At 53.6% G+C, this 20,164-nt stretch carries 18 protein-coding genes and 1 pseudogene; 16 read left to right on the top strand and 3 right to left on the bottom strand.

Features of this window, described 5'->3' with window-relative positions; translation table 11 throughout:
* The 13 genes and pseudogenes from GZ1_RS07910 to GZ1_RS07850 all read left to right on the top strand — a co-directional run.
* Window positions 1-232, top strand: a pseudogene (locus GZ1_RS07910) (hypothetical protein); the annotation flags it as partial.
* Window positions 233-340: 108 nt separating this feature from the next.
* Window positions 341-2,854: a preprotein translocase subunit SecA gene (gene secA / locus GZ1_RS07905; protein WP_060788269.1), complete on the top strand. Its 2,514-nt coding sequence runs from the start codon at window positions 341-343 to the stop codon at window positions 2,852-2,854.
* Window positions 2,855-2,947: 93 nt separating this feature from the next.
* Window positions 2,948-4,052, top strand: a protein-coding gene (gene prfB / locus GZ1_RS07900) for a peptide chain release factor 2 (RefSeq protein ID WP_122983794.1) whose coding sequence is annotated in 2 segments (ribosomal slippage) — window positions 2,948-3,022 and window positions 3,024-4,052 — 1,104 coding nt in all. Because the reading frame shifts where the segments join, the coding sequence is not laid out codon by codon here.
* A gap of 109 nt (window positions 4,053-4,161) precedes the next feature.
* Window positions 4,162-4,422 (top strand): hypothetical protein, encoded by a 261-nt coding sequence (locus tag GZ1_RS07895; protein ID WP_014196753.1) that lies wholly within the window; start codon window positions 4,162-4,164, stop codon window positions 4,420-4,422.
* Entirely contained in the window at window positions 4,391-4,651 is a 261-nt protein-coding gene (locus GZ1_RS07890; RefSeq protein WP_060788268.1) for a type II toxin-antitoxin system RelE family toxin, read from the top strand. Before GZ1_RS07895 ends, GZ1_RS07890 begins: the two co-directional genes overlap by 32 nt.
* Window positions 4,652-4,787: 136 nt before the next feature.
* Entirely contained in the window at window positions 4,788-5,651 is an 864-nt protein-coding gene (locus GZ1_RS07885) for a YitT family protein (protein WP_060788267.1), read from the top strand.
* Between the two features lie 62 nt (window positions 5,652-5,713).
* Window positions 5,714-6,049 carry a cytochrome c551 gene (gene cccB, locus GZ1_RS07880; RefSeq protein WP_013146412.1) on the top strand — a complete coding sequence of 112 codons (336 nt, stop codon included), beginning with the start codon at window positions 5,714-5,716 and terminating at the stop codon, window positions 6,047-6,049.
* A gap of 260 nt (window positions 6,050-6,309) precedes the next feature.
* The gene (gene ftsE, locus GZ1_RS07875; RefSeq protein WP_011232571.1) at window positions 6,310-7,005 is read left to right on the top strand and encodes a cell division ATP-binding protein FtsE; all 696 of its coding nucleotides are present in this window, start codon (window positions 6,310-6,312) and stop codon (window positions 7,003-7,005) included.
* Window positions 6,986-7,879 carry a permease-like cell division protein FtsX gene (gene ftsX, locus GZ1_RS07870; protein WP_060788266.1) on the top strand — a complete coding sequence of 298 codons (894 nt, stop codon included), beginning with the start codon at window positions 6,986-6,988 and terminating at the stop codon, window positions 7,877-7,879. Before ftsE ends, ftsX begins: the two co-directional genes overlap by 20 nt.
* Window positions 7,880-7,903: 24 nt before the next feature.
* Window positions 7,904-9,202: a murein hydrolase activator EnvC family protein gene (locus GZ1_RS07865; RefSeq protein WP_060788265.1), complete on the top strand. Its 1,299-nt coding sequence runs from the start codon at window positions 7,904-7,906 to the stop codon at window positions 9,200-9,202.
* A gap of 261 nt (window positions 9,203-9,463) precedes the next feature.
* Window positions 9,464-9,688, top strand: a complete 225-nt coding sequence (locus tag GZ1_RS07860; protein ID WP_015375813.1) for a heavy-metal-associated domain-containing protein — start codon at window positions 9,464-9,466, stop codon at window positions 9,686-9,688.
* A gap of 196 nt (window positions 9,689-9,884) precedes the next feature.
* Window positions 9,885-10,598, top strand: a complete 714-nt coding sequence (locus GZ1_RS07855; RefSeq protein ID WP_033004912.1) for a pirin family protein — start codon at window positions 9,885-9,887, stop codon at window positions 10,596-10,598.
* Window positions 10,599-11,125: 527 nt separating this feature from the next.
* Window positions 11,126-12,574 (top strand): S41 family peptidase, encoded by a 1,449-nt coding sequence (locus tag GZ1_RS07850; RefSeq protein ID WP_060788264.1) that lies wholly within the window; start codon window positions 11,126-11,128, stop codon window positions 12,572-12,574.
* Window positions 12,575-12,674: 100 nt separating this feature from the next.
* On the opposite strand, the gene GZ1_RS07845 is transcribed toward GZ1_RS07850, so the two are convergent.
* From GZ1_RS07845 to GZ1_RS07835, 3 genes are all read right to left on the bottom strand, one after another.
* A complete protein-coding gene (locus GZ1_RS07845) occupies window positions 12,675-13,667 on the bottom strand; it encodes a glycosyltransferase family 2 protein (RefSeq protein ID WP_060788263.1) in 993 nt (330 codons plus the stop codon).
* 16 nt (window positions 13,668-13,683) lie between these two features.
* Window positions 13,684-15,357, bottom strand: a complete 1,674-nt coding sequence (locus tag GZ1_RS07840) for a DUF6044 family protein (RefSeq protein WP_060788262.1) — start codon at window positions 15,355-15,357, stop codon at window positions 13,684-13,686.
* Window positions 15,358-15,759: 402 nt separating this feature from the next.
* The gene (locus GZ1_RS07835; protein WP_015375808.1) at window positions 15,760-16,302 is read right to left on the bottom strand and encodes a MerR family transcriptional regulator; all 543 of its coding nucleotides are present in this window, start codon (window positions 16,300-16,302) and stop codon (window positions 15,760-15,762) included.
* 218 nt (window positions 16,303-16,520) lie between these two features.
* Here GZ1_RS07835 and GZ1_RS07830 point away from each other — a divergent pair, with 218 nt between their 5' ends.
* The 3 genes from GZ1_RS07830 (at window position 16,521) to uvrB (ending at window position 20,148) form a co-directional block, all read left to right on the top strand.
* Window positions 16,521-17,693 carry a PDZ domain-containing protein gene (locus GZ1_RS07830; RefSeq protein ID WP_060788261.1) on the top strand — a complete coding sequence of 391 codons (1,173 nt, stop codon included), beginning with the start codon at window positions 16,521-16,523 and terminating at the stop codon, window positions 17,691-17,693.
* A 13-nt stretch (window positions 17,694-17,706) separates the two neighbouring features.
* Complete coding sequence (locus GZ1_RS07825; protein ID WP_013146398.1) at window positions 17,707-17,931, top strand: CsbA family protein; 225 nt, start codon at window positions 17,707-17,709, stop codon at window positions 17,929-17,931.
* A 240-nt stretch (window positions 17,932-18,171) separates the two neighbouring features.
* Window positions 18,172-20,148, top strand: a complete 1,977-nt coding sequence (gene uvrB / locus GZ1_RS07820; protein WP_020754158.1) for an excinuclease ABC subunit UvrB — start codon at window positions 18,172-18,174, stop codon at window positions 20,146-20,148.
* Window positions 20,149-20,164 lie beyond the last annotated feature (16 nt).

The raw sequence follows: 20,164 nt of genomic DNA, 5'->3' as shown, positions 1-20,164 counted from the left end.
TGTAGAGACCCGGTTGGACGGCGTGGAAACGCGGTTGAATGGTGTGGAAACTGAATTGGAGGAAGTGAAAGAGACGCTTCATCGGGTCGAAACGCAGCTTGTGGATGATGTGCAAATATTGCTTCGCAAAATTCATGAAAAAGTTGAGGAGAAAAGTTTTGAAATTTATGCGCTGAACCGGCGGCTTCACCATGCGGAAGCGGCGATTGAGCAGCTTCCGTCCAAGGCGTGATTCCCTCTTTTGGACATGCCCCTCTCTAAGCCTGTGCAACAGTTGTCACCTATCCCTGTAAATGATATGATGAAGAAGTGAGTCCATGAAAAATAAGGAGCGTTTCCTATGCTTGGAGTCTTAAAAAAAGTATTTGACCCGAACAAGCGTCAGTTGGCAAGGCTCGAGAAAATTGCGGATCAAGTGGATGCGCTCGGTCCGGAGATGGCCCGACTGTCCGATGAACAGCTGCGGCAAAAAACCGAGGAATTCAAAGCCCGCTACCAACAAGGCGAATCGCTCGATGATTTGCTTGTTGAGGCGTTTGCCGTTGTGCGCGAAGGGGCGAAGCGCGTCCTCGGTTTGTACCCATATAAAGTGCAAATTATGGGCGGCGTCGTTTTGCATGAAGGCGACATCGCCGAGATGAAAACGGGTGAAGGGAAAACGTTGACGGCGACGATGCCTGTCTATTTGAACGCCTTGACGGGGCGCGGCGTGCATGTCGTGACGGTCAACGAATACTTGGCGACGCGCGATGCGACGGAAATGGGCAAACTGTATGAGTTTTTAGGCATGACCGTCGGCTTGAACTTAAGCGGCATGTCGCGCGAGGAGAAGCAGGCGGCGTACAACGCCGACATTACGTACGGGACGAACAACGAGTTTGGCTTTGACTATTTGCGCGACAACATGGTGCTCTATAAAGAGCACATTGTGCAGCGGCCGCTCTATTATGCGATCATCGACGAGGTCGACTCGATTTTGATCGATGAAGCGCGGACGCCGCTCATCATTTCCGGCACGGCGCAGAAGTCGACTAAGCTGTATGTGCAGGCGAATGCGTTTGTCCGCACGTTGCGCAAAGATGTCGATTACACATACGATGAAAAAACGAAAAGCGTCCAGCTGACGGAAGAAGGAATCAACAAAGCGGAGCGCGCGTTTGGCATCGACAACTTGTTCGATTTGAAACACGTCACGCTCAACCACCATATTCAGCTGGCGCTAAGGGCGCACGTGACGATGCAGCGCGATGTCGACTACGTCGTGCAAGACGGAAAAGTGATCATCGTCGACCCGTTCACCGGGCGCTTGATGCACGGCCGCCGCTACAGCGATGGGCTTCATCAAGCCATTGAGGCGAAAGAGGGGCTCGAGATTCAAAACGAGTCGATGACCTTAGCCACGATCACGTTCCAAAACTATTTCCGCATGTACGAAAAATTGGCGGGGATGACGGGGACGGCGAAGACGGAAGAGGAAGAGTTCCGCAACATTTACAACATGCGCGTCGTCGTCATTCCGACGAACCGCCCGGTCATCCGCGAAGACCGTCCGGATTTGATTTATCGGACGATGGAAGGGAAGTTCCGCGCCGTGGTTGAGGACATCGCCGCCCGCCATGCGAAAGGGCAGCCCGTGCTTGTCGGCACGGTGGCGATCGAAACGTCCGAGATGTTGTCGGAGATGCTGAAAAAACGCGGCATCCCGCACAACGTCTTAAACGCGAAAAACCATGCGAAAGAGGCGGAAATCATCGCCCAAGCTGGGCAAAAAGGTGCGGTGACGATTGCGACGAACATGGCCGGGCGCGGGACGGACATTAAGCTTGGCGAAGGGGTAAAGGAGCTTGGCGGGCTTGCCGTCATCGGCACGGAGCGTCACGAAAGCCGGCGGATCGACAACCAGCTGCGCGGCCGTTCCGGGCGTCAAGGCGATCCTGGGGTGTCGCAGTTTTACTTGTCGCTTGAAGACGAATTGATGCGCCGTTTCGGCTCGGAAAGCTTAATGGCGATGATGGACCGCTTGGGAATGGACGACTCGCAGCCGATCCAAAGCAAAATGGTGACGAGAGCGGTCGAGTCGGCGCAAAAGCGGGTCGAAGGCAACAACTTCGACGCCCGCAAACAGCTGCTTCAATATGACGATGTCCTGCGCGAGCAGCGGGAAATCATTTACCGCCAGCGCTATGAAGTGCTCGATTCCGACAACTTGCGCGGCATTATCGAAAAGATGATCCAATCGGTGATCGAGCGCGTCGTCAACGCTCATACGCCGAAAGAAGAGGTTCCCGAAGAATGGAATTTGAAAGGGCTCGTTGAGTATCTCAACGCCCATCTGCTTCCGGAAGGGGATGTAACGGAAGCTGACTTGCGTGGCAAAGAGCCCGAAGAGATGATCGAGCTCATTTGGGCGAAAGTGAAGGCGCGCTATGATGAGAAAGAAGCGCAAATCCCGCCGGAACAGATGCGCGAGTTTGAACGCGTCGTCGTCTTGCGCGCTGTCGATATGAAATGGATGAACCATATCGACGCGATGGAGCAGCTTCGCCAAGGCATCCATTTGCGCGCCTACGGGCAAGTCGACCCGCTGCGCGAATATCAGATGGAAGGCTACGCCATGTTTGAGGAGATGATTGCGGCGATTGAAGAGGAAGTCGCCACCTATATTATGAAGGCGGAAATTCACCATAACCTTGAGCGCCAAGAGGTGGCCAAAGGCGAAGCGGTTCACCCGAAAGAAGACGGCGAAGAACCGAAGAGAAAACCGGTCCGCAAGGCGGTGCGCGTCGGCCGAAACGACCCGTGCCCGTGCGGGAGCGGGAAAAAATATAAACATTGTTGCGGAAGAGTGGTATAACCGTTTATAAATAATAAAGGGAGGCTCGGCCTCCCTTTTGAATGGCAGACATTCATCGTTGGCATACTATATTGATGATGAGGTGAGGACAACATGATCGATTTGGTGGAAATCAAGCAAGAGCTTGAGAAAATGGCTAAGCGATTAGCGGAAATCAGGGGGTCTCTTTGACCTCGAAGCGAAGCAGGCGCGCATTCGCGAATTAGAAGAGCAAATGGCGGCGCCCAACTTTTGGGATGATCAAAAGGCGGCGCAGGCGGTCATTTCCGAAGTGAATGCGCTCAAAGATCTCGTCGAGGAATTTTCCTCGCTTGAAGAACGGTTTGACAACTTGGAAGTGACGTACGAATTGCTCAAGGAAGAGCCGGATGACGAGCTCCAAGCTGAGCTCGTCGAGGAAGCGAAAAAGCTGATGAAAGACTTCAGCGAGTTTGAGTTGCAGTTGCTGCTCAATGAGCCGTACGATCAAAACAACGCTATTTTGGAGCTCCACCCGGGTGCGGGCGGCACGGAGTCGCAAGACTGGGCGTCGATGCTGTTGCGCATGTACACGCGCTGGGCGGAGAAAAAAGGGTTTAAAGTCGAGACGCTCGATTACCTCCCGGGCGAGGAAGCCGGGATTAAAAGCGTCACGCTGCTCATTAAAGGGCACAACGCCTACGGCTATTTAAAAGCGGAAAAAGGGGTGCATCGGCTGGTTCGCATCTCGCCGTTTGACGCCTCAGGCCGCCGCCATACGTCGTTCGTGTCGTGCGAGGTTGTGCCGGAGATGGATGATAACATTGAAATTGAGATCCGGCCGGAAGAGCTGAAAATCGACACGTACCGCTCAAGCGGCGCGGGCGGGCAGCACGTCAACACGACCGACTCGGCCGTGCGCATCACCCACTTGCCGACCGGGATTGTCGTCACGTGCCAATCGGAGCGGTCGCAAATCAAAAACCGCGAAAAAGCGATGAATATGTTGAAGGCGAAATTGTACCAAAAGAAACTCGAGGAGCAACAAGCCGAACTCGCTGAGCTGCGCGGCGAGCAAAAAGAAATCGGCTGGGGCAACCAAATTCGTTCGTACGTCTTCCATCCGTATTCGCTTGTCAAAGACCATCGGACGAACGTCGAGGTCGGCAATGTGCAAGCGGTGATGGATGGGGAGATTGATGTGTTTATTGACGCGTATTTGCGTGCGAAGTTGAAGTAAAGGGACGATCATCGGATCGTCCTTTTTCGTTTCAAAAATCATTTTTCTGATTTTGACGCATCTGCATCCCGGTGGTATGCTGAAGGTAACGAAAGGCAAAAGGAGGGCGATGGCTTTGGCTGTGCGCAAACAATTGCTTTACGAACTGATTGACCGGTTGGATGAAACGGATCATCAAACAGTGTACGATTTTTTGATGTACTTGCTTGATCGGTCCAGAAAGGAACGAATGGTATGGGAGCGGATTGACGAAACAGATGAAGAAGAAGCGTTGACGGAAGAAGAGCGCCAGCAGCTGCAAAGCGATGAAGGATATATCACCGGGGGAGAAGCCAAGCGTGAATTCGGGCTACAAGTTGATTTACCGTAAGGCTGCAGTCAAATTCATCGCTCGTCAAGACAAAGATGTTCAAGAACGATTCGCTTTCGGGCTGCAAGGGTTGCTTGCGATCCCGCCGCAGGGGGATATAAAAAAGTTGAAGGGGCAGGATGGATTATATCGGCTGCGGGTCGGAACATATCGTGTTTTGTTTCGCATCGATCATGATGAACGAATCATCTATATTGAGGCGATCGGCAACCGCGGGGATGTGTATTGAGGCTTGTATTTTTTGGCTAGGGCGATCATCGGATCGTCCTTTTTTCCTTTAGCATAGCAGACCATTATCGCGTTAACCGGCTGTCATTTACTTGCCAAAACGGGCATGCTATACTCACAGAGGAGGGTGGGGAAGCATGCGGAAGCGAAGAGAGAAAGCGATGCCTCCGGCGGTGGAGGCGGCTTTGGAGTATGCGTATGTTCTGATCGGCGCGGCGATCGTCGCTGTGGCGTTTAACGTGTTTTTGCTGCCGAATCGGATCGCCTCGGGCGGAGTGAGCGGCATCAGCACGATTATGCACGCGTTGTTTGGCATTGAGCCTGCCTATGTTCAATGGGCGCTCAACATTCCGCTCTTTATCGCTGGCGTTGTGCTTTTGGGCCGGCAGTTTGGCGTGAAAACGTTTGTCGGGACGGTGTTCTTGCCGCTTGTCGTCTATTTGACGAAAGGGATGGAGCCGGCGACGACGAATCCGCTTCTTGGCGCGATCTTTGGCGGCATCGGCGTCGGGCTTGGCCTCGGCGTTGTTTTCCGCGGCCGGGCGTCGACCGGCGGCACCGATTTGGCCGCGCAAATCATCCATAAATATACCGGGCTGTCGCTTGGCATGTGCGTCATTTTGATCGATGGCTTGATCGTGTTGACCGCGGCGTTTGTGTTTGATATTGAACGGGCGCTCTATGCGTTGATCGCGTTGTATGTGACGAGCAAAACGATCGACCTCGTCCAAGTCGGGCTTGGGTATTCGAAAATCGCTCTTATTATTACGAATGAAGAAGAAAAAGTGCGCCGCGCCATTTTGCACGAAATCGACCGCGGAGTGACACGCTTGCCCGCGTATGGCGGTTACACGGAACATGAGCGGCCGGTGTTGATGTGCGTCGTCGCGCAATCGGAGTTCACGAAATTGAAACAATTGGTCCGAACCATTGATCCGACAGCGTTTGTCATCGTTGCGAACGCCGCTGAGGTGCTCGGCGAAGGATTTCAACGTACGTAAAGCGGAAGAAATCGGTTATAATAAAGGAGAATGAAATTTTTGTTTTCTGGGGGGAGTTCGCCATGAAATGGAAATTGGCTGCGATGTTCCTTGGCGTTTCGCTCGCGCTTGCCGCGTGCGGCGGTGGCGGGGACAATGCCGGGGAGAAAAACGGCGGCAGCAACGGCGGAGGGGATACAGCAGCGGCTGCCGAGCAAATTTTTAAACAAAACTGTGCGTCCTGTCATGGACAAGACCTGTCGGGCGGGGTCGGCCCGAACTTGCAAAAGGTTGGAAGCAAGTATTCCAAAGATGAAATTAAAAACATTATCGCCAACGGCCGCGGCGCGATGCCGGCAGGAATCATTAAAGGGGAAGACGCCGACAAAGTGGCGGAATGGCTGGCTGCGAAAAAATAATGGACGGATGTTTCTGACTCTTTGAAAGGAAAAGATCGCTTCATTCAAGGAAGGTGCACCGCCTTGTTCGCTTAAGAACGGGGCGGTGTTTTCTGTTTTTGCATCTTTTGTCCTAGTTTCTCCATTGTTCCCCATTTGAAATATAAATGTAAAATTCGACAATAGAAAATCGTGTTATAATAATCCTTGCGGAATTTTGCAAGATTCATTCGAAACAGCTCGAGAAATGGCAACAGGGAAGTCGAAAATAGGTGATGATGATGATTGAAATGCAAGATGTATACAAAACGTATCCAAACGGCGTTGTGGCGTTAAACGGCATCAACGTCCGCATCAAGCAAGGAGAATTCGTCTATGTCGTTGGACCCAGCGGAGCTGGGAAGTCGACGTTTATTAAGATGATGTACCGCGAGGAAAAGCCGACGAGCGGGACCATTATGGTCAACGGCGTCAACCTTGCCAAACTCAAAGACAGCAAAGTCCCTCTTTTGCGCCGCCATATCGGTGTTGTGTTCCAAGATTTCAAGTTGCTTCCGAAGCTCAACGTTTACGAAAACGTTGCCTTTGCCTTGGAAGTCATTGAAGAATCGCCGAAAGTGATCCGCAAAAAAGTGATGGAAGTACTCGACTTAGTCGGCCTCAAGCATAAAATCCGCTCTTATCCGAACGAACTGTCCGGGGGCGAACAGCAGCGCGTCTCCATCGCCCGCTCAATCGTCAACTCCCCGAAGATCGTGATTGCCGACGAACCAACAGGAAACTTGGACCCGGAAACCTCATGGGGCATTGTGGAGCTGTTTGAAAAAATCAACGACCGGGGAACGACGATTGTGATGGCGACCCACAACAAAGAGATTGTCAACGCGACCCGGCGGCGCGTCATCGCCATCGAAAACGGGAAAATCGTCCGCGACGAGGCGAAGGGGGAATACGGCTATGACGCTTCATACGTTTAAGCGCCACGTCCGGGAAAGCATCAAAAGCCTTGGCCGCAACGGTTGGATGACGTTTGCCTCCGCGAGCGCCGTCACGGTGACGCTTTTGCTTGTCGGCGTCTTTTTTGTCGTCATGTTCAACATCAACCATTTTGCCCAAAAAGTCGAAAACGATGTCGAAATTCGCGTCCATATCGAGCTGACGGCCGACAGCCGGCAAAAAGACGCCTTGCGCCGGCAAATTGAAGCCATTCCAAACGTGAAGGAAGTGCGCTATTCATCAAAGGACGAAGAGCTGAAGCGGCTGATCAAAAGCATGGGGGAGGAAGGCTCGTCGTTCCGCTTATTTGAACAGGACAACCCACTAAGCGATGTATACGTCGTGAAAGCGGCCCGCCCGCAAGATACAGTGAAAATCGCCAAACAAATCGAAACATTGCCGTTCGTCCATAAAGTCAATTATGGCCAAGGGACGGTCGAGAAGCTGTTTGACGCACTGAAAGTGGCGCGCAACGTGGGGCTCGTGCTCATTCTCGGATTGTTGTTTACGGCAATGTTTCTCATCTCCAACACGATCAAAATTACGATTTTCGCCCGCCGCCGCGAAATCGAAATTATGCGGCTCGTGGGTGCGACGAACGGGTTTATCCGCTGGCCGTTCTTTTTGGAAGGGCTATGGCTTGGAATGCTCGGCGCTCTCTTCCCGATCGCGGCGCTTTCGATCGTGTACTACAACGTGTATCAGGTGTATGAACAGTGGGTTTCCTTGCCGTTTTTTGAACTTCTTCCGTTTTCGCCGTTTATGTGGCAGTTAAGCGGGCTGCTGCTAGTGATTGGCGCCGGCATCGGCATTTGGGGAAGCGTCATGTCCGTGCGTAAGTTTTTGAAAGTATAAGAATCATAGGGAGAGGGGAAAGCGATGAAAAAGAAAAACATGATGGCGCTCGCGGTCGCCGCGGCGCTCGGCCTTGGCGTTCTGCCGCCGGCGGCGGATGCGGTCAGCACTCGTGATATCGAACAAAAGCGAGGCGAGATCGACGCGCTTCGTTCGAAACGGTCAGAGGTGCAGGAACAAATCAGCGAGGCGCAAAAAAACATCGAAGCCCTTCAGTCGCAGCAAAAACAAGTCGCCAACGATATGGAAAAGCTGAACATGGCCATTGAGGAAACGAGCGGCAAAATCCGTAGCGTCAGCGCCGATATTGACCAAACGGAGCAGGCCATTGACCAATTGAAACAAGAAATTGCCGAAATTCAAGAACGGATTGAAAAGCGGAATGAAATTTTGAAGGAGCGGCTTCGTTCCTTGCAGGAAAGCGGCGGAGCGATCAGCTACTTGGAAGTGTTGCTCGGCGCGCAAAGCTTCAGCGACTTCATTGACCGGATGAGCGCCGTGACGACGATCATGGAAGCGGACCAACAAATCATCCGCGAGCAGGAAGCCGATAAAGCGTTAAAAGAGAAAAAGGAAGCCGAATTGACGGAGAAGCGGAACAAGCTGCAAGAGGATTTGCAAGAATTGAAGCAGCTGCAATCGAAACTCGCGGGCCAGCTGGAGCAAAAAAATCGCCTGATGGCCGATTTGAAGCAAAGAGAGGAAGAAGAGCATGATCATAAGATGGCGCTTGAAGAAGAAAAAGAACTGATCGCCAAACAAGAAGCGGCGGTGAAAGAGCAGCTTGCCGAACTCGAACGGCAAAAACGGGCCGAAGAAGAAGCGAAACAGAGAGGACGTACATATGCCTCGCCAAACGGTGGAGGAGCGTCATCAGGAGAAACGCCATCCGGCGGCAGCACGCCGCCTGTATCGAGCGGGGCGTTTACCCGGCCGGCCAACGGACCGATCACCTCGGGCTTTGGCTACCGGTTTGGCGGCACGGACTTCCATCCAGGGGTCGACATCGGCAAGCGAGCTCCCGTTGTGCCGGTTGTCGCTGCAGCGGACGGCATTGTGTTCCGCTCCTACTATTCTAGCAGCTACGGCAACGTCATTTTCATCAGCCATGTGATGAATGGGCAAACCTATACGACCGTGTACGCTCATTTAGAAGCGCGTCTTGTTGGCGAAGGGCAGCACGTCCGTAAAGGACAAATGATTGGCTACATGGGCAATACCGGTCATTCGACCGGTCCGCATCTTCATTTTGAACTGCACCGCGGCGGCTGGAACGAGGCGAAAACGAATGCGGTCAATCCGCTTGACTATATTCCTTTCTAATTTCGAACGGTAGGTGGCATTGCGCAACTTGTCTGTCTTTTGGCAGGACAAGTTGCGTATTTTTTGATTGATTGGACATCAAGGAAATGGTTTGGCCGCACCACATCCCCCTTGACTCTGTACCTTAGTACACTGTTTATAATGGTACACAACAATGGAAATCTTCCCGTTGTCGAAAGGAGGATGAGTGATATAGGTTTCATGAGCGAGGATCTGAACAAATTAAGAAAGAGACATTTCTGGATAGGAGTGATTTTTACCATGAAAACATACCGAATGACCGTCCGAGGCATGACATGCACCGGCTGTGAACAACATGTCGCCAGAGCGCTGGGGGCGATTGGGGCCAAGCTGATGGATGTCAGCTTCCAGCGCGGTGAAGCGGTATTCGCGTTGCCTGAGGACACGGACGTTGACATGGCGAGACAAGCGGTCCAAAATGCCCATTACGAGCCGGGGGACATTTTTCGCCTGTTTTTAGGTTGACAGGCGAACGGAAGTTTTATATAATTATCTCGAATTCAAGATTTATTGAATGAAGAGAAATGGTTGCGCCTAACGAGGATGAGACAAGAAAAAAACGGGAATCAATAGCGTAGGCGGTGGTGGTTATGGCGCTTGCGGATTCGGAACAGCAAGCGCTTGATGGCCCATCATTTCTTGCAATGAAGGAGTGGAAAAGATGATCCGCATCGACCGGGCGTCGTCCCGATATCATGCCGATTACGGCTGGCTGAAAACATACCATAGCTTCTCATTTGGCGAGTATTATGATCCGAACAACATCCAGTTTGGCCCGCTAAGGGTGTTAAACGACGATTTCGTTGCGCCGCTTGCCGGTTTTGGCGCTCACCCGCACCGGGAGATGGAAATTGTGTCGATCGTGCTGAAAGGCTATTTGCAACATGAAGACAGCACCGGACATAAGGCGGTGACAACGTTCGGCGGCGTGCAGCGGATGTCGGCCGGCACCGGCATCGTCCATTCGGAAGTGAACCCGTCGGCGACGGAAGAGGTGAACTTTTTGCAACTTTGGTTTTTGCCGGAACAATACGGATTGCCGCCGTCGTACGAGCGGACCGAGTTTCCGGTCGACAAGATGAAAAACGCCTTGCTGCCGATTGTCACGAAACACCCGTCTTCCCCGGGGATTGCTCACATTCATCAAGATTTGACGATTTATCTTTCCGATTTGGAAGCCGGGCATGAGCTGACGTTTACCCAGCCGGAAGGACGGAACATCTTTGTCTTTGTCATTGAGGGGGATTTGACGTTAAACGGCGAGGCCCATCTCGAGCGGCGCGACGCGGCCCGCATTACGGACACACCGGCGCTTCGCCTGGCGACGAACGAAGGATCGCGGTTGATGCTCATCGACTTGCCAAAAGAGGGGTGAAAGCGTTTCGTTTTTGTGCGGTTCATTGGTTTGGCTTCCATTCTAGGAGGCTGGTGATTTAATCGTGAATACGGCTTTACCATGTCATTTCTCAATTAGAAAAACCTTGTTGCATCGATCCTGCTTTTCGCCCATTCCCCCCATTGAGTAAGGGAATCAGCCGTTTTTCACCGCCCTCCTAGATCGTGCCAAGAAGACGAATCAAGAAGAGGCATCGTTCGCCGCCAAGGGCGAGGGGTGCCTCTTTTTCCGCTCTGTATGAGTTGAGAAATCAACAAGGAGCGTGTAAACTAGTAAAGGATGGGCAACGCACTAGCATACTCGGTACAAGCCTAACATATGATGGAGATAAAGGCATGGCACGGCGTGAGGCGGTGCTTTTCCTTTTCGTGTTTTGCAAAAGCCGTCAGCGTTGGGGCGGAAGGGATGTTCATTTGCTTCACTGACGGAGGAGCGAGGAGAAAGCCCCCTTCTCGCACCGCAGCAAGCGGTGGGGAAGGTCAAGCATAGGGTGAGGAGGAAGCAACGTGAAAAAATCGACGACGGCCGCATTGATGGCCATATCGATGCTCATTGGGGCGGGAGGGACGTACGCTGGCCTTCAGTTGGCGGACCGCCCGATGGAAGGCTCGCTTTCGACGATTGTTTCGAATGAGCCGTCCAAGTCGACGAACGACAGCGAAGAGATGAAAAAAATCCGGCAAGCGTATGAGCTCATTAAGAATCGGTACGTGGAGAAAGTGGATGAAGAAAAACTGACGGAAGGCGCCATTCAAGGTATGATCAACACGCTCCATGACCCGTATTCCGTCTACATGGATGCGGAAACGACGGAGCAGTTCAACGAGTCGCTCGACTCGTCGTTTGAGGGGATCGGCGCCGAAGTGAGCATGATCGATGGCAAGGTGACGATCGTGGCTCCGATCAAAAACTCGCCGGCGGAAAAAGCGGGGCTGAAGCCGAATGACCAAATTTTGCGCGTCAACGGAGAAAGCCTGGAAGGGCTTGATTTATATGAAGCGGTATTGAAAATCCGCGGCAAGAAAGGAACAACGGTGGAGCTTGACATTTTGCGCCCCGGCGTCAAAAACGTGATGAAAGTCAAGGTCGTCCGCGACGAAATTCCGATTCAGACGGTGTATGACTCGATCAAAACATACAACGGCAAAAAGGCGGGCTATTTGCAAATTACGTCGTTTTCGGAAAACACGGCCGCCGACTTTAAAAAGAAGTTGGCGAAGCTTGAGGCCGAACATATTGATGGCTTGATCATCGATGTGCGCGGCAATCCGGGCGGCTATTTGCAAAGCGTTGAGGAAATTTTGAAGCAGCTCATCCCGAAAGGCAAACCATATGTACAAATTGAAGAACGCGATGGCGATCGGCAAAAGTTTTATTCCGATTTAACGGCGAAAAAGCCATACCCGATCGTTGTGCTCATCGACAAAGGAAGCGCATCCGCGTCGGAAATTTTGGCAGGTGCGATGAAGGAAGCGGGCGGCTACAAGCTGGTCGGCGAGACGACGTTTGGCAAGGGGACGGTGCAGCAGGCGATTCCGATGGGCGACGGCAGCAACATCAAATTGACGCTGTACAAATGGCTGACGCCGGACGGGCATTGGATCCATAAAAAAGGCATTAAGCCCGATGTCGCGGTGGTACAGCCGGATTACTTCCACGTCGCTCCGCTTCATGTGGAAAAACCGCTTCGGTATGACATGAACGACGAGCAAATCGCCAATGCGCAAAAAATGCTCAAAGGGCTTGGCTTCAACCCGGGCCGCACGGACGGCTACTTCAGCAAAGAAACCGAACAGGCCGTCCAAGCGTTCCAAAAAGCGAATCAGCTGCCTGTTACCGGACGCATCGATGAGGCGACGGCGGATGCGCTGCAAACAAAAATTATGGAAGCCGTCCGCGACCCGAAGCATGATATGCAGCTGAAAAAAGCGCTTGGTGTGCTGTTTTCGTCGTGAGCGGGCCAATGATGACGGATAAAAAGAAAAGGGCGCCTCGGCTTTTAGCCCGAGGCGTCCTTTTTATCTTTATATTGGCCCGTGAATCATCTATGACGTTCTATAAGCGGGCCGGCGTTTTCTCCCTTTCTGACGGAAGCGGCAGCTGCACGGTCGTTTCGATCGCAAACCGCGGCCGCCGTTTCACTTCTTGATAAATTTTTCCTATATATTCCCCGATGAGGCCGAGGCTCATCAGCATCAGCCCGCCGATGAACCAAACGGAAATCATGAGCGACGTCCAGCCTGATTCCGCGCGCCCGAGAAGTTTGCTGATGAGGGCGTACAGCCCGGCCGCACCGCTCGCGAGAAAGGCCAAAAAACCGATGAGCGTAATGGCGCGAATCGGTGCGACGCTTAAGGACGTGATGCCGTCAAAGGCGAAGGCGAGCATCTTTTTGAGCGGGTATTTCGACTGTCCAGCCCACCGCTCATGCCGGTCGTAAAAGACGCACGTCGAGCGGAAGCCGACGAGCGGAACCAACCCGCGCAAAAAGAGATTGACTTCCGTGTAACGGCTCAGTTCATCGAGCGCCCGCTTGCTCATCAGACGGAAATCGGCGTGGTTGTAAATCAGCTCGATTCCGATGGCCCTCATGAACCGATAAAAGGCTTGGGCGGTCGTACGCTTGAACCACGTGTCTGTCTTTCGGCTCCGCCGCACGCCATACACGATGTCATACCCTTCGCGGTATTTTTGCACAAATTCGCGGATTGCCTCCACATCATCTTGCAAATCGGCGTCAATGGACACGGCACAATCGGCGTACGCGCGGACGGTGTCAAGCCCAGCGAGCAACGCCCGCTGATGACCGACGTTGCGCGCGAGCTTGATGCCCGCCACGAAGGGGTTTCGTTCGCTTTCTTCTTCAATGAGCGTCCATGTCCGGTCGCGGCTGCCGTCGTCGACAAACACGATATGGCTGCCGATGGCGACCGCTCCTTCTTCGAGCAGCTGCTCAAGCAAAGCGGTCAGCCGCCGGGCCGTTTCCGGCAACACTTCTTCTTCGTTGTAGCATGGGACGACGATGGCTAACAATGGTTTGTCCACCATGTTTCTTGCCTCCCTTTCACTCCACTTCGTATACATAAATTTTCCAGACTGACTGTCGATCGGTGAACGCCCGCAAGAAGCGGAGATGGATGTCGCGGGCGTTTTCGATCGGGACGGAGGAAAAAATGTACTTGCCGCCAAGCTGTTTGAACGCCTTTGTGTCGATCTCGAAATGACGAATGACTTTATGCGAGCGTTTCGTGAACATGTAATGTTTCCCGAGCTCTGCCGAAAACAAATAGACGCGGTTGCCCCAATGGTCGAAATAGTCTTTCAGCACTGGGCTTTTGTCCAATTCTTTGGCAATGATGCGGCGAAACTTCCGCTTATACGATAACGGGTAAAAATTGTTGTACGTATCGAGCGTATAAAACCCGTTGTATTGAGCGATGGCCGGGTGAAGCCCAACGCTGGCGACGCGGTAGGACGATACCGGCTTGCCGATGTATTGCTTGATTTTGGTAAATAAATGTTCGGAATAAAACTGCTCGAACGACGGCGTGCCAGCGAGGCGATAGCGGATTTCCTCGTTAAACCCGCCAAGCAAAAGCAGCTGTAGCGCCAAGGCGATCGGCACGAGGCGCCGCCATGCGGTCCGTTCCTTGGCTAAGATTTGCAAGGCCAAGGCAAAATCGACGTAAATGACCATCGGCCGCAAAAAATGGAAGCGGGCGAAATTGAACGTATTCAAAAGGGAAATCCGTTCTTTCAGCGGCTGCCACCCTTTGTAAAACCAAAACGCATACCAAGCCGATAAGGCGATGTTCAACCAAAACAGCAAAAGGAAGCGCCGCTCCAATGGCCCGCGCTGACGGCGGCGCAAAACGAGAAAAAACGCCGCCCAAAGCACCGGCAAGATGATCGGCCCATGGACGGTCATCACATGCGTATGGCCGAGCACATAGTTTTTCAACGTCAACCGAAGGCAGTGGACGAAGCTGAGCCGCGAGGAGAGGAACTCGTTCCGGCTCGTCGGTTCGCCGCTGAAGACAAGCGAGTACACGAGGCGGTACTCGATGGCCAAAAACAAGCTTGTCATCAGGGCGATCGCGGCGAAAAACCGCTTGTTCCACTGCTTGCGGACAACGCCGTCAAACAGCCAAAGCGCCGCCATCGCAGCTAAGAAAAAGAAAAACCCAAGCACAAAGCTGGAGTAAAACGGAAGCAAGACAATGACAAGCCATTCCTTCCATGTCGCTTCTCCGTTGCGGATTGACAGGAACGCCCAAAGCGCCAGCGGCATGCCAAGCGTGCTTAACATGCCGGACGGCCAAAACGGCGTCAACGCAAAAGCAAGCGCCACCCCGACGCGAATGAGCCATGATTCACGGTCAGGCAAAAAATGGCGCTTAAGCAGCCAATACATACCCAAAAAGGCGAATACCCTCGTGATCGTCTGGCTGAGCGCGTACGCCACCATGGAGGGAAACAAAGCGTGCAGCCACACGATGCCGCTGAATTCGGTGCCGAAGGCGTTGCGCGGCAAGCCGTTGATCACTTGCGGAATGACGGCATCGATTGGGCCGAACAGTTGGCCGCTGCGAACGAGCACGCGATACCAAGCGATGTTCGAATCCATATTGTCGTGCACGCGAATATGGGCGTGTTCGCCTAACATGTACAGCGGAGAAAGGTAGAGAGCCAATACGATGAACGCGATGGCGACCGCTTTTCGTTCTCTTTGTTCCATCTCGCGCGCCCTCCTTTCCCATACGGGAAGATTGCACAACATGATCCATTATAAACCGCTGCGATTAAAAGAGAATAAAAAAATCGTAAAGAAGTAGTGAAGAAGAAAAACAAAAAGGCTTATCACCACAACACGTACTTGACAAGCAAGGCGTTTTTGGATCCGCTATATAGCTCAAACATGGATGGACTGATTTTTCTTTATGCGCGTGAGTAAGACATAATTGGAAACCGTCCAGGACAACTTTAGGGTGAACAGCCATAAAAAAAGAAAGTGTTCCAACGCCCAATGGTGCACCGTTTATGACCACCATCATATACGCGTGAAACACCTTCACAAAATGATCGATCATCTTTTCTTGAAAGGGCGACGATCTTTTCGGTCCAACCTGCATGAAACCCGTCAGGCAAACAGCCCCATCACGCGCCTAAAGCCGCGCCGTTTTCGTTTCGCTTCTTTCGGCGGTTCATGCGGGGATGGGGGCCGGGTGTTCAACTGCTGTTCAAGACGGGCGACCGTTTGCTCCAGCACGGCGAGGCGGGCGGCGATTTCCTCCATTTCTTGACGGTGATGCAACAGTTGAATGGAGACAACATCATCCGCTTTTTGTTCCAATTGTTGCTCGAGTTCATCCAAACGCGAGGAGACGCGGTCCATTTCCGGTTCGATATATTCTTGGAACAGAGCGTGAATGGGAACGTTTGGCGGCGTTGTGGAAGAACGGCTAGAGGCCGGCGGTGCTTCGGGTGTTGCTTCTGGCGGTGCTTCCATGGCGGCGCCTTGTTCAAATTTGACACGTTCGAGCAAGGCGACCGTTTTTTCATCAAACAAGTAGTGGCCGGCCTCGTTTCTCCGCAACGGAATGTCGTATTTGCGCACCCAGCGCTGGATCGTTTTCGGCGATACACCAAGGCGAGCAGCGACGTCGGACGTTTTCAATTCCATCGTTTCACTCCTCCTTGTTTCGTCTTGTTTATCCTTTTTCCTCTGCATCTTTGAAAATCCTTCCCAGCCGACAAAACTAGTGTTGATTCGGCAAAGAAAGTGGAAAACAGCGAAGATTCGCCATTGGCGAAAAAAGATGGCTGTGGGCATGGGAATTGGTCATGCCATTTGGTAGAATAGAAGATAAAGAATGATGAACGACGCAAGGGGTGAAGCGGATGGCAACATGGTGGCTGGAATGGCTTGAGGGCGTCGCGTCGGTTTGGCGGCAGCCGCTTCTTTATTATGGCGCCGCGCTCGCTTTGGCCGTCGGTTGGCGGCGGGTGAAGCGGGAGCGCCGCGATTTTCATGTGCGCGTCTACAACCTATGGAACGAATGGCGCGGGCTTTGGACAAAAGGATGGACGGTTGGGCTGGTGTTGTCGGCGGCGGCCGTCGGCATCGGGATCGCGGTGCCGCAGGAAGCGGTTTGGACGGTGACGGTGCTGACGGTGCTCTTTAGCTTGGCGATGGAAGCGCGGTTGTTGTCAGCGGCGTATACGGCAGGCGGCGCGCTTCTCGTGTTCGGTTTGGCGGAGCGAAGCGGCGCGTTGTCCCGCTGGCTTCCCGATGGCATGACGGCGGCGCCGGCTTTGGCGGTGTGGCTTGCGTTGCTTTTGTTTTCGGAAGGATGGCTCATCATTCGCACGCGAAACGAGGCGGCCTCGCCGCAGCTTGCGAAAAGCAAGCGGGGGATGACGGTCGGCTTGCAATGGACGCAGCGTCTTTGGTTTGTGCCGGTTGTGCTGCCCGTATCAGGCGGCGCGCTGCCTCCGGCTTCCTGGTGGCCGCTCGTTTCGCCGGGAGACGGCTATTCATTTTGGCTCGTGCCGTTTCTTCTCGGCTTTTCCCAGCGCCGCCAGCACATGCTGCCGGCGGAAGCGGCGCGCGCGGAGGGGCGGCTTGTTGTTCGGCTGGCGTTCGTTGTCGCCCTATTGGCTGCTTCCGGTATATGGTATCCACCGCTGGCGGTGGCGGCGGGGGCTATGGCCATCATCGGCCGCGAATGGATCGCGTTTTCCGGGCATCGCGCCGACCGCGCCCGTCCGCCCCGCTTTGCCCGCCATCCGCACGGCTTAGTGATTGTCGGCGTGCTTCCTGGCTCGAAAGCGGAAAAAATGGGGCTTTCGATCGGAGAAGTCATCATCAAAACAAACGGCGCCCCGGTGCGGACCGAAACCGAGTTTTACGAGGCGCTCCAACGCAACCGCGCGTTCTGCAAGTTGGATGTCGTCGGACATAACGGCGAAGTCCGTTTCGTCCAAGGGGCGCTCTATGAGGATGAGCATCATGAACTCGGGCTGCTGTTCGTCCGTGATCGGAACGCATCAGCGTCTGAAGCTGTTTCGTAAAGGAGAATGGATCATGTGGTTTTTGGCGGCACTCATCATTCCGTGCCTATTGGTGCTGTTGTTTGCGCGGGTGACGTACAATCGGTACATTGCTGTGCTGTTGACGACGGCGCTGCTTGTCGCTTCCTACTTGAAAGGCTATACGGATGAGCTGCATGAAATCGTCGCTGACATTGCATCGACGATCGCCGGCTTTCTTTGGGCCGGCCGCATGCTCGACCATCTGAAGCAAAAATGAAGCGGCGTTGTCGGTTCAACCGTCTGTTTTTGGAAAAAGGCATCGTCGGCTGAACCTCGGATTGTCGAAACGGAACGGAGCGAAGACGCGGACCTTGGGCATGAATGGGTCCGCTTTTTCGCGTTAGGGGAATGGAAAATGCTGTGCAGAATGGTGCGAATATGAGTTCGCATTTTTGATGCATGGATCATCACGATGTGATACAATGGGGAAAGATGGTACGAAGGAGGAGGCGAAACGGTGGAGGGCCGTTTTCAATTAGTGTCGCCATACGAACCGCAAGGCGATCAGCCGCAGGCGATCGCCAAGCTTGTGGACGGCTTGCAGCGGGGTGTGAAACATCAAACGCTGCTTGGGGCGACGGGGACGGGCAAAACGTTTACGATCTCGAACGTGATCGCCCAAGTCAACAAACCGACGCTTGTCATCGCCCACAACAAAACGCTCGCCGGTCAATTGTACAGCGAGCTGAAAGAGTTTTTCCCGCACAACGCCGTCGAATATTTTGTCAGCTATTACGATTACTATCAGCCGGAAGCGTATGTGCCGCAGACGGATACGTACATTGAAAAAGACGCGAAAATCAACGATGAAATCGACAAATTGCGGCACTCGGCGACATCAGCCTTGTTTGAGCGCCGGGACGTGATTATCGTTGCGAGCGTGTCGTGCATTTACGGTTTAGGGTCGCCGGAAGAATACCGGGAGCTCGTCGTTTCATTGCGCGTCGGGATGGAAATCGAGCGCAACGCGTTGCTGCGGCGGCTCGTTGACATCCAATACGACCGCAATGACATCGATTTTCGCCGCGGCACGTTCCGCGTCCGCGGCGATGTCGTCGAAATTTTCCCCGCGTCGCGCGATGAACATTGCATTCGCGTCGAATTTTTCGGCGATGAAATCGACCGCATCCGCGAGGTGGACGCCTTGACCGGCGAGGTGCTCGGCGAGCGGGAGCACGTCGCCATTTTTCCGGCGTCGCACTTCGTGACGCGCGAGGAGAAAATGCGGCTCGCCATTCAAAACATCGAACAAGAGCTCGAGGAGCGGCTCGCCGAACTGCGTGCGCAAGGGAAGCTTTTGGAGGCGCAGCGGCTCGAGCAGCGGACGCGCTATGATCTTGAAATGATGCGCGAGATGGGCTTTTGTTCCGGCATCGAAAACTACTCGCGCCATTTGGCGCTGCGGCCGCCGGGCTCGACGCCGTACACCTTGCTTGACTATTTTCCGGACGATTTTTTGATCATCGTTGATGAGTCGCACGTCACCTTGCCGCAGTTGCGCGGCATGTACAACGGCGACCGGGCGCGCAAGCAAGTGCTCGTCGACCACGGCTTCCGCCTGCCGTCGGCGCTTGACAACCGGCCGCTCACGTTTGAAGAGTTCGAGCAAAAAATCAATCAAATTATTTACGTCTCGGCGACGCCAGGGCCGTACGAGCTTGAACACAGCCCGGGCGTTGTCGAACAAATCATCCGCCCGACCGGGCTTCTCGACCCAACGATCGACGTCCGCCCGACGAAAGGGCAAATCGACGATTTGATCGGCGAAATTCATGAGCGCGTCGAGCGGAACGAGCGGACGTTGGTGACGACGCTGACGAAAAAGATGGCGGAGGATTTGACCGATTATTTGAAAGAAGCGGGGATCAAGGTGGCGTATTTGCATTCGGAAATTAAGACGCTCGAGCGCATTGAAATCATCCGCGATTTGCGGCTCGGCAAATACGATGTACTGGTCGGCATCAACTTGCTTCGCGAAGGGCTCGACATCCCAGAAGTGTCGCTTGTCGCCATTTTGGACGCCGACAAAGAAGGGTTTTTGCGCTCGGAGCGCTCGCTCATCCAGACGATCGGCCGGGCGGCGCGCAACGCGAACGGCCATGTGATCATGTACGCCGATACAGTGACGAAATCGATGGAAATCGCCATTCAAGAGACGAAGCGGCGCCGCGCGATTCAAGAAGAGTACAACCGAAAGCACGGCATCGTGCCGCGCACGGTGAAAAAGGAGATTCGCGACGTCATCCGCGCGACGTATGCGGCGGAAGAGACGGAGATGTACGAGGCAAAGCCGGCGGCAGCGATGACGAAACAAGAGCGGGAAGAGCTGATTCGAAAGCTCGAAGCGGAAATGAAAGAGGCGGCCAAAGCGCTCGACTTCGAGCGGGCCGCCCAGCTGCGCGATATCATTTTCGAATTGAAAGCGGAAGGGTGATGGCCGGGTGAACGGA

It is taken from the genome of Geobacillus zalihae NBRC 101842 (genome assembly GCF_001544135.1).
GTDB lineage: Bacteria > Bacillota > Bacilli > Bacillales > Anoxybacillaceae > Geobacillus > Geobacillus zalihae.
Note: the sequence above shows the minus strand (reverse complement) of the source record. Positions and strands in the feature narration are given on the sequence as shown.

Coding starts and splice junctions, on each gene's coding strand:
- secA (WP_060788269.1), top strand. CDS start 341: ATGCTTGGAGTCTTAAAAAAAGTATTTGACCCGAACAAGCGTCAGTTG.
- GZ1_RS07895 (WP_014196753.1), top strand. CDS start 4,162: ATGGCTTTGGCTGTGCGCAAACAATTGCTTTACGAACTGATTGACCGG.
- GZ1_RS07885 (WP_060788267.1), top strand. CDS start 4,788: ATGCGGAAGCGAAGAGAGAAAGCGATGCCTCCGGCGGTGGAGGCGGCT.
- cccB (WP_013146412.1), top strand. CDS start 5,714: ATGAAATGGAAATTGGCTGCGATGTTCCTTGGCGTTTCGCTCGCGCTT.
- ftsE (WP_011232571.1), top strand. CDS start 6,310: ATGATTGAAATGCAAGATGTATACAAAACGTATCCAAACGGCGTTGTG.
- ftsX (WP_060788266.1), top strand. CDS start 6,986: ATGACGCTTCATACGTTTAAGCGCCACGTCCGGGAAAGCATCAAAAGC.
- GZ1_RS07865 (WP_060788265.1), top strand. CDS start 7,904: ATGAAAAAGAAAAACATGATGGCGCTCGCGGTCGCCGCGGCGCTCGGC.
- GZ1_RS07860 (WP_015375813.1), top strand. CDS start 9,464: ATGAAAACATACCGAATGACCGTCCGAGGCATGACATGCACCGGCTGT.
- GZ1_RS07855 (WP_033004912.1), top strand. CDS start 9,885: ATGATCCGCATCGACCGGGCGTCGTCCCGATATCATGCCGATTACGGC.
- GZ1_RS07845 (WP_060788263.1), bottom strand. CDS start 13,667: ATGGTGGACAAACCATTGTTAGCCATCGTCGTCCCATGCTACAACGAA.
- GZ1_RS07840 (WP_060788262.1), bottom strand. CDS start 15,357: ATGGAACAAAGAGAACGAAAAGCGGTCGCCATCGCGTTCATCGTATTG.
- GZ1_RS07835 (WP_015375808.1), bottom strand. CDS start 16,302: ATGGAATTGAAAACGTCCGACGTCGCTGCTCGCCTTGGTGTATCGCCG.
- GZ1_RS07830 (WP_060788261.1), top strand. CDS start 16,521: ATGGCAACATGGTGGCTGGAATGGCTTGAGGGCGTCGCGTCGGTTTGG.
- GZ1_RS07825 (WP_013146398.1), top strand. CDS start 17,707: ATGTGGTTTTTGGCGGCACTCATCATTCCGTGCCTATTGGTGCTGTTG.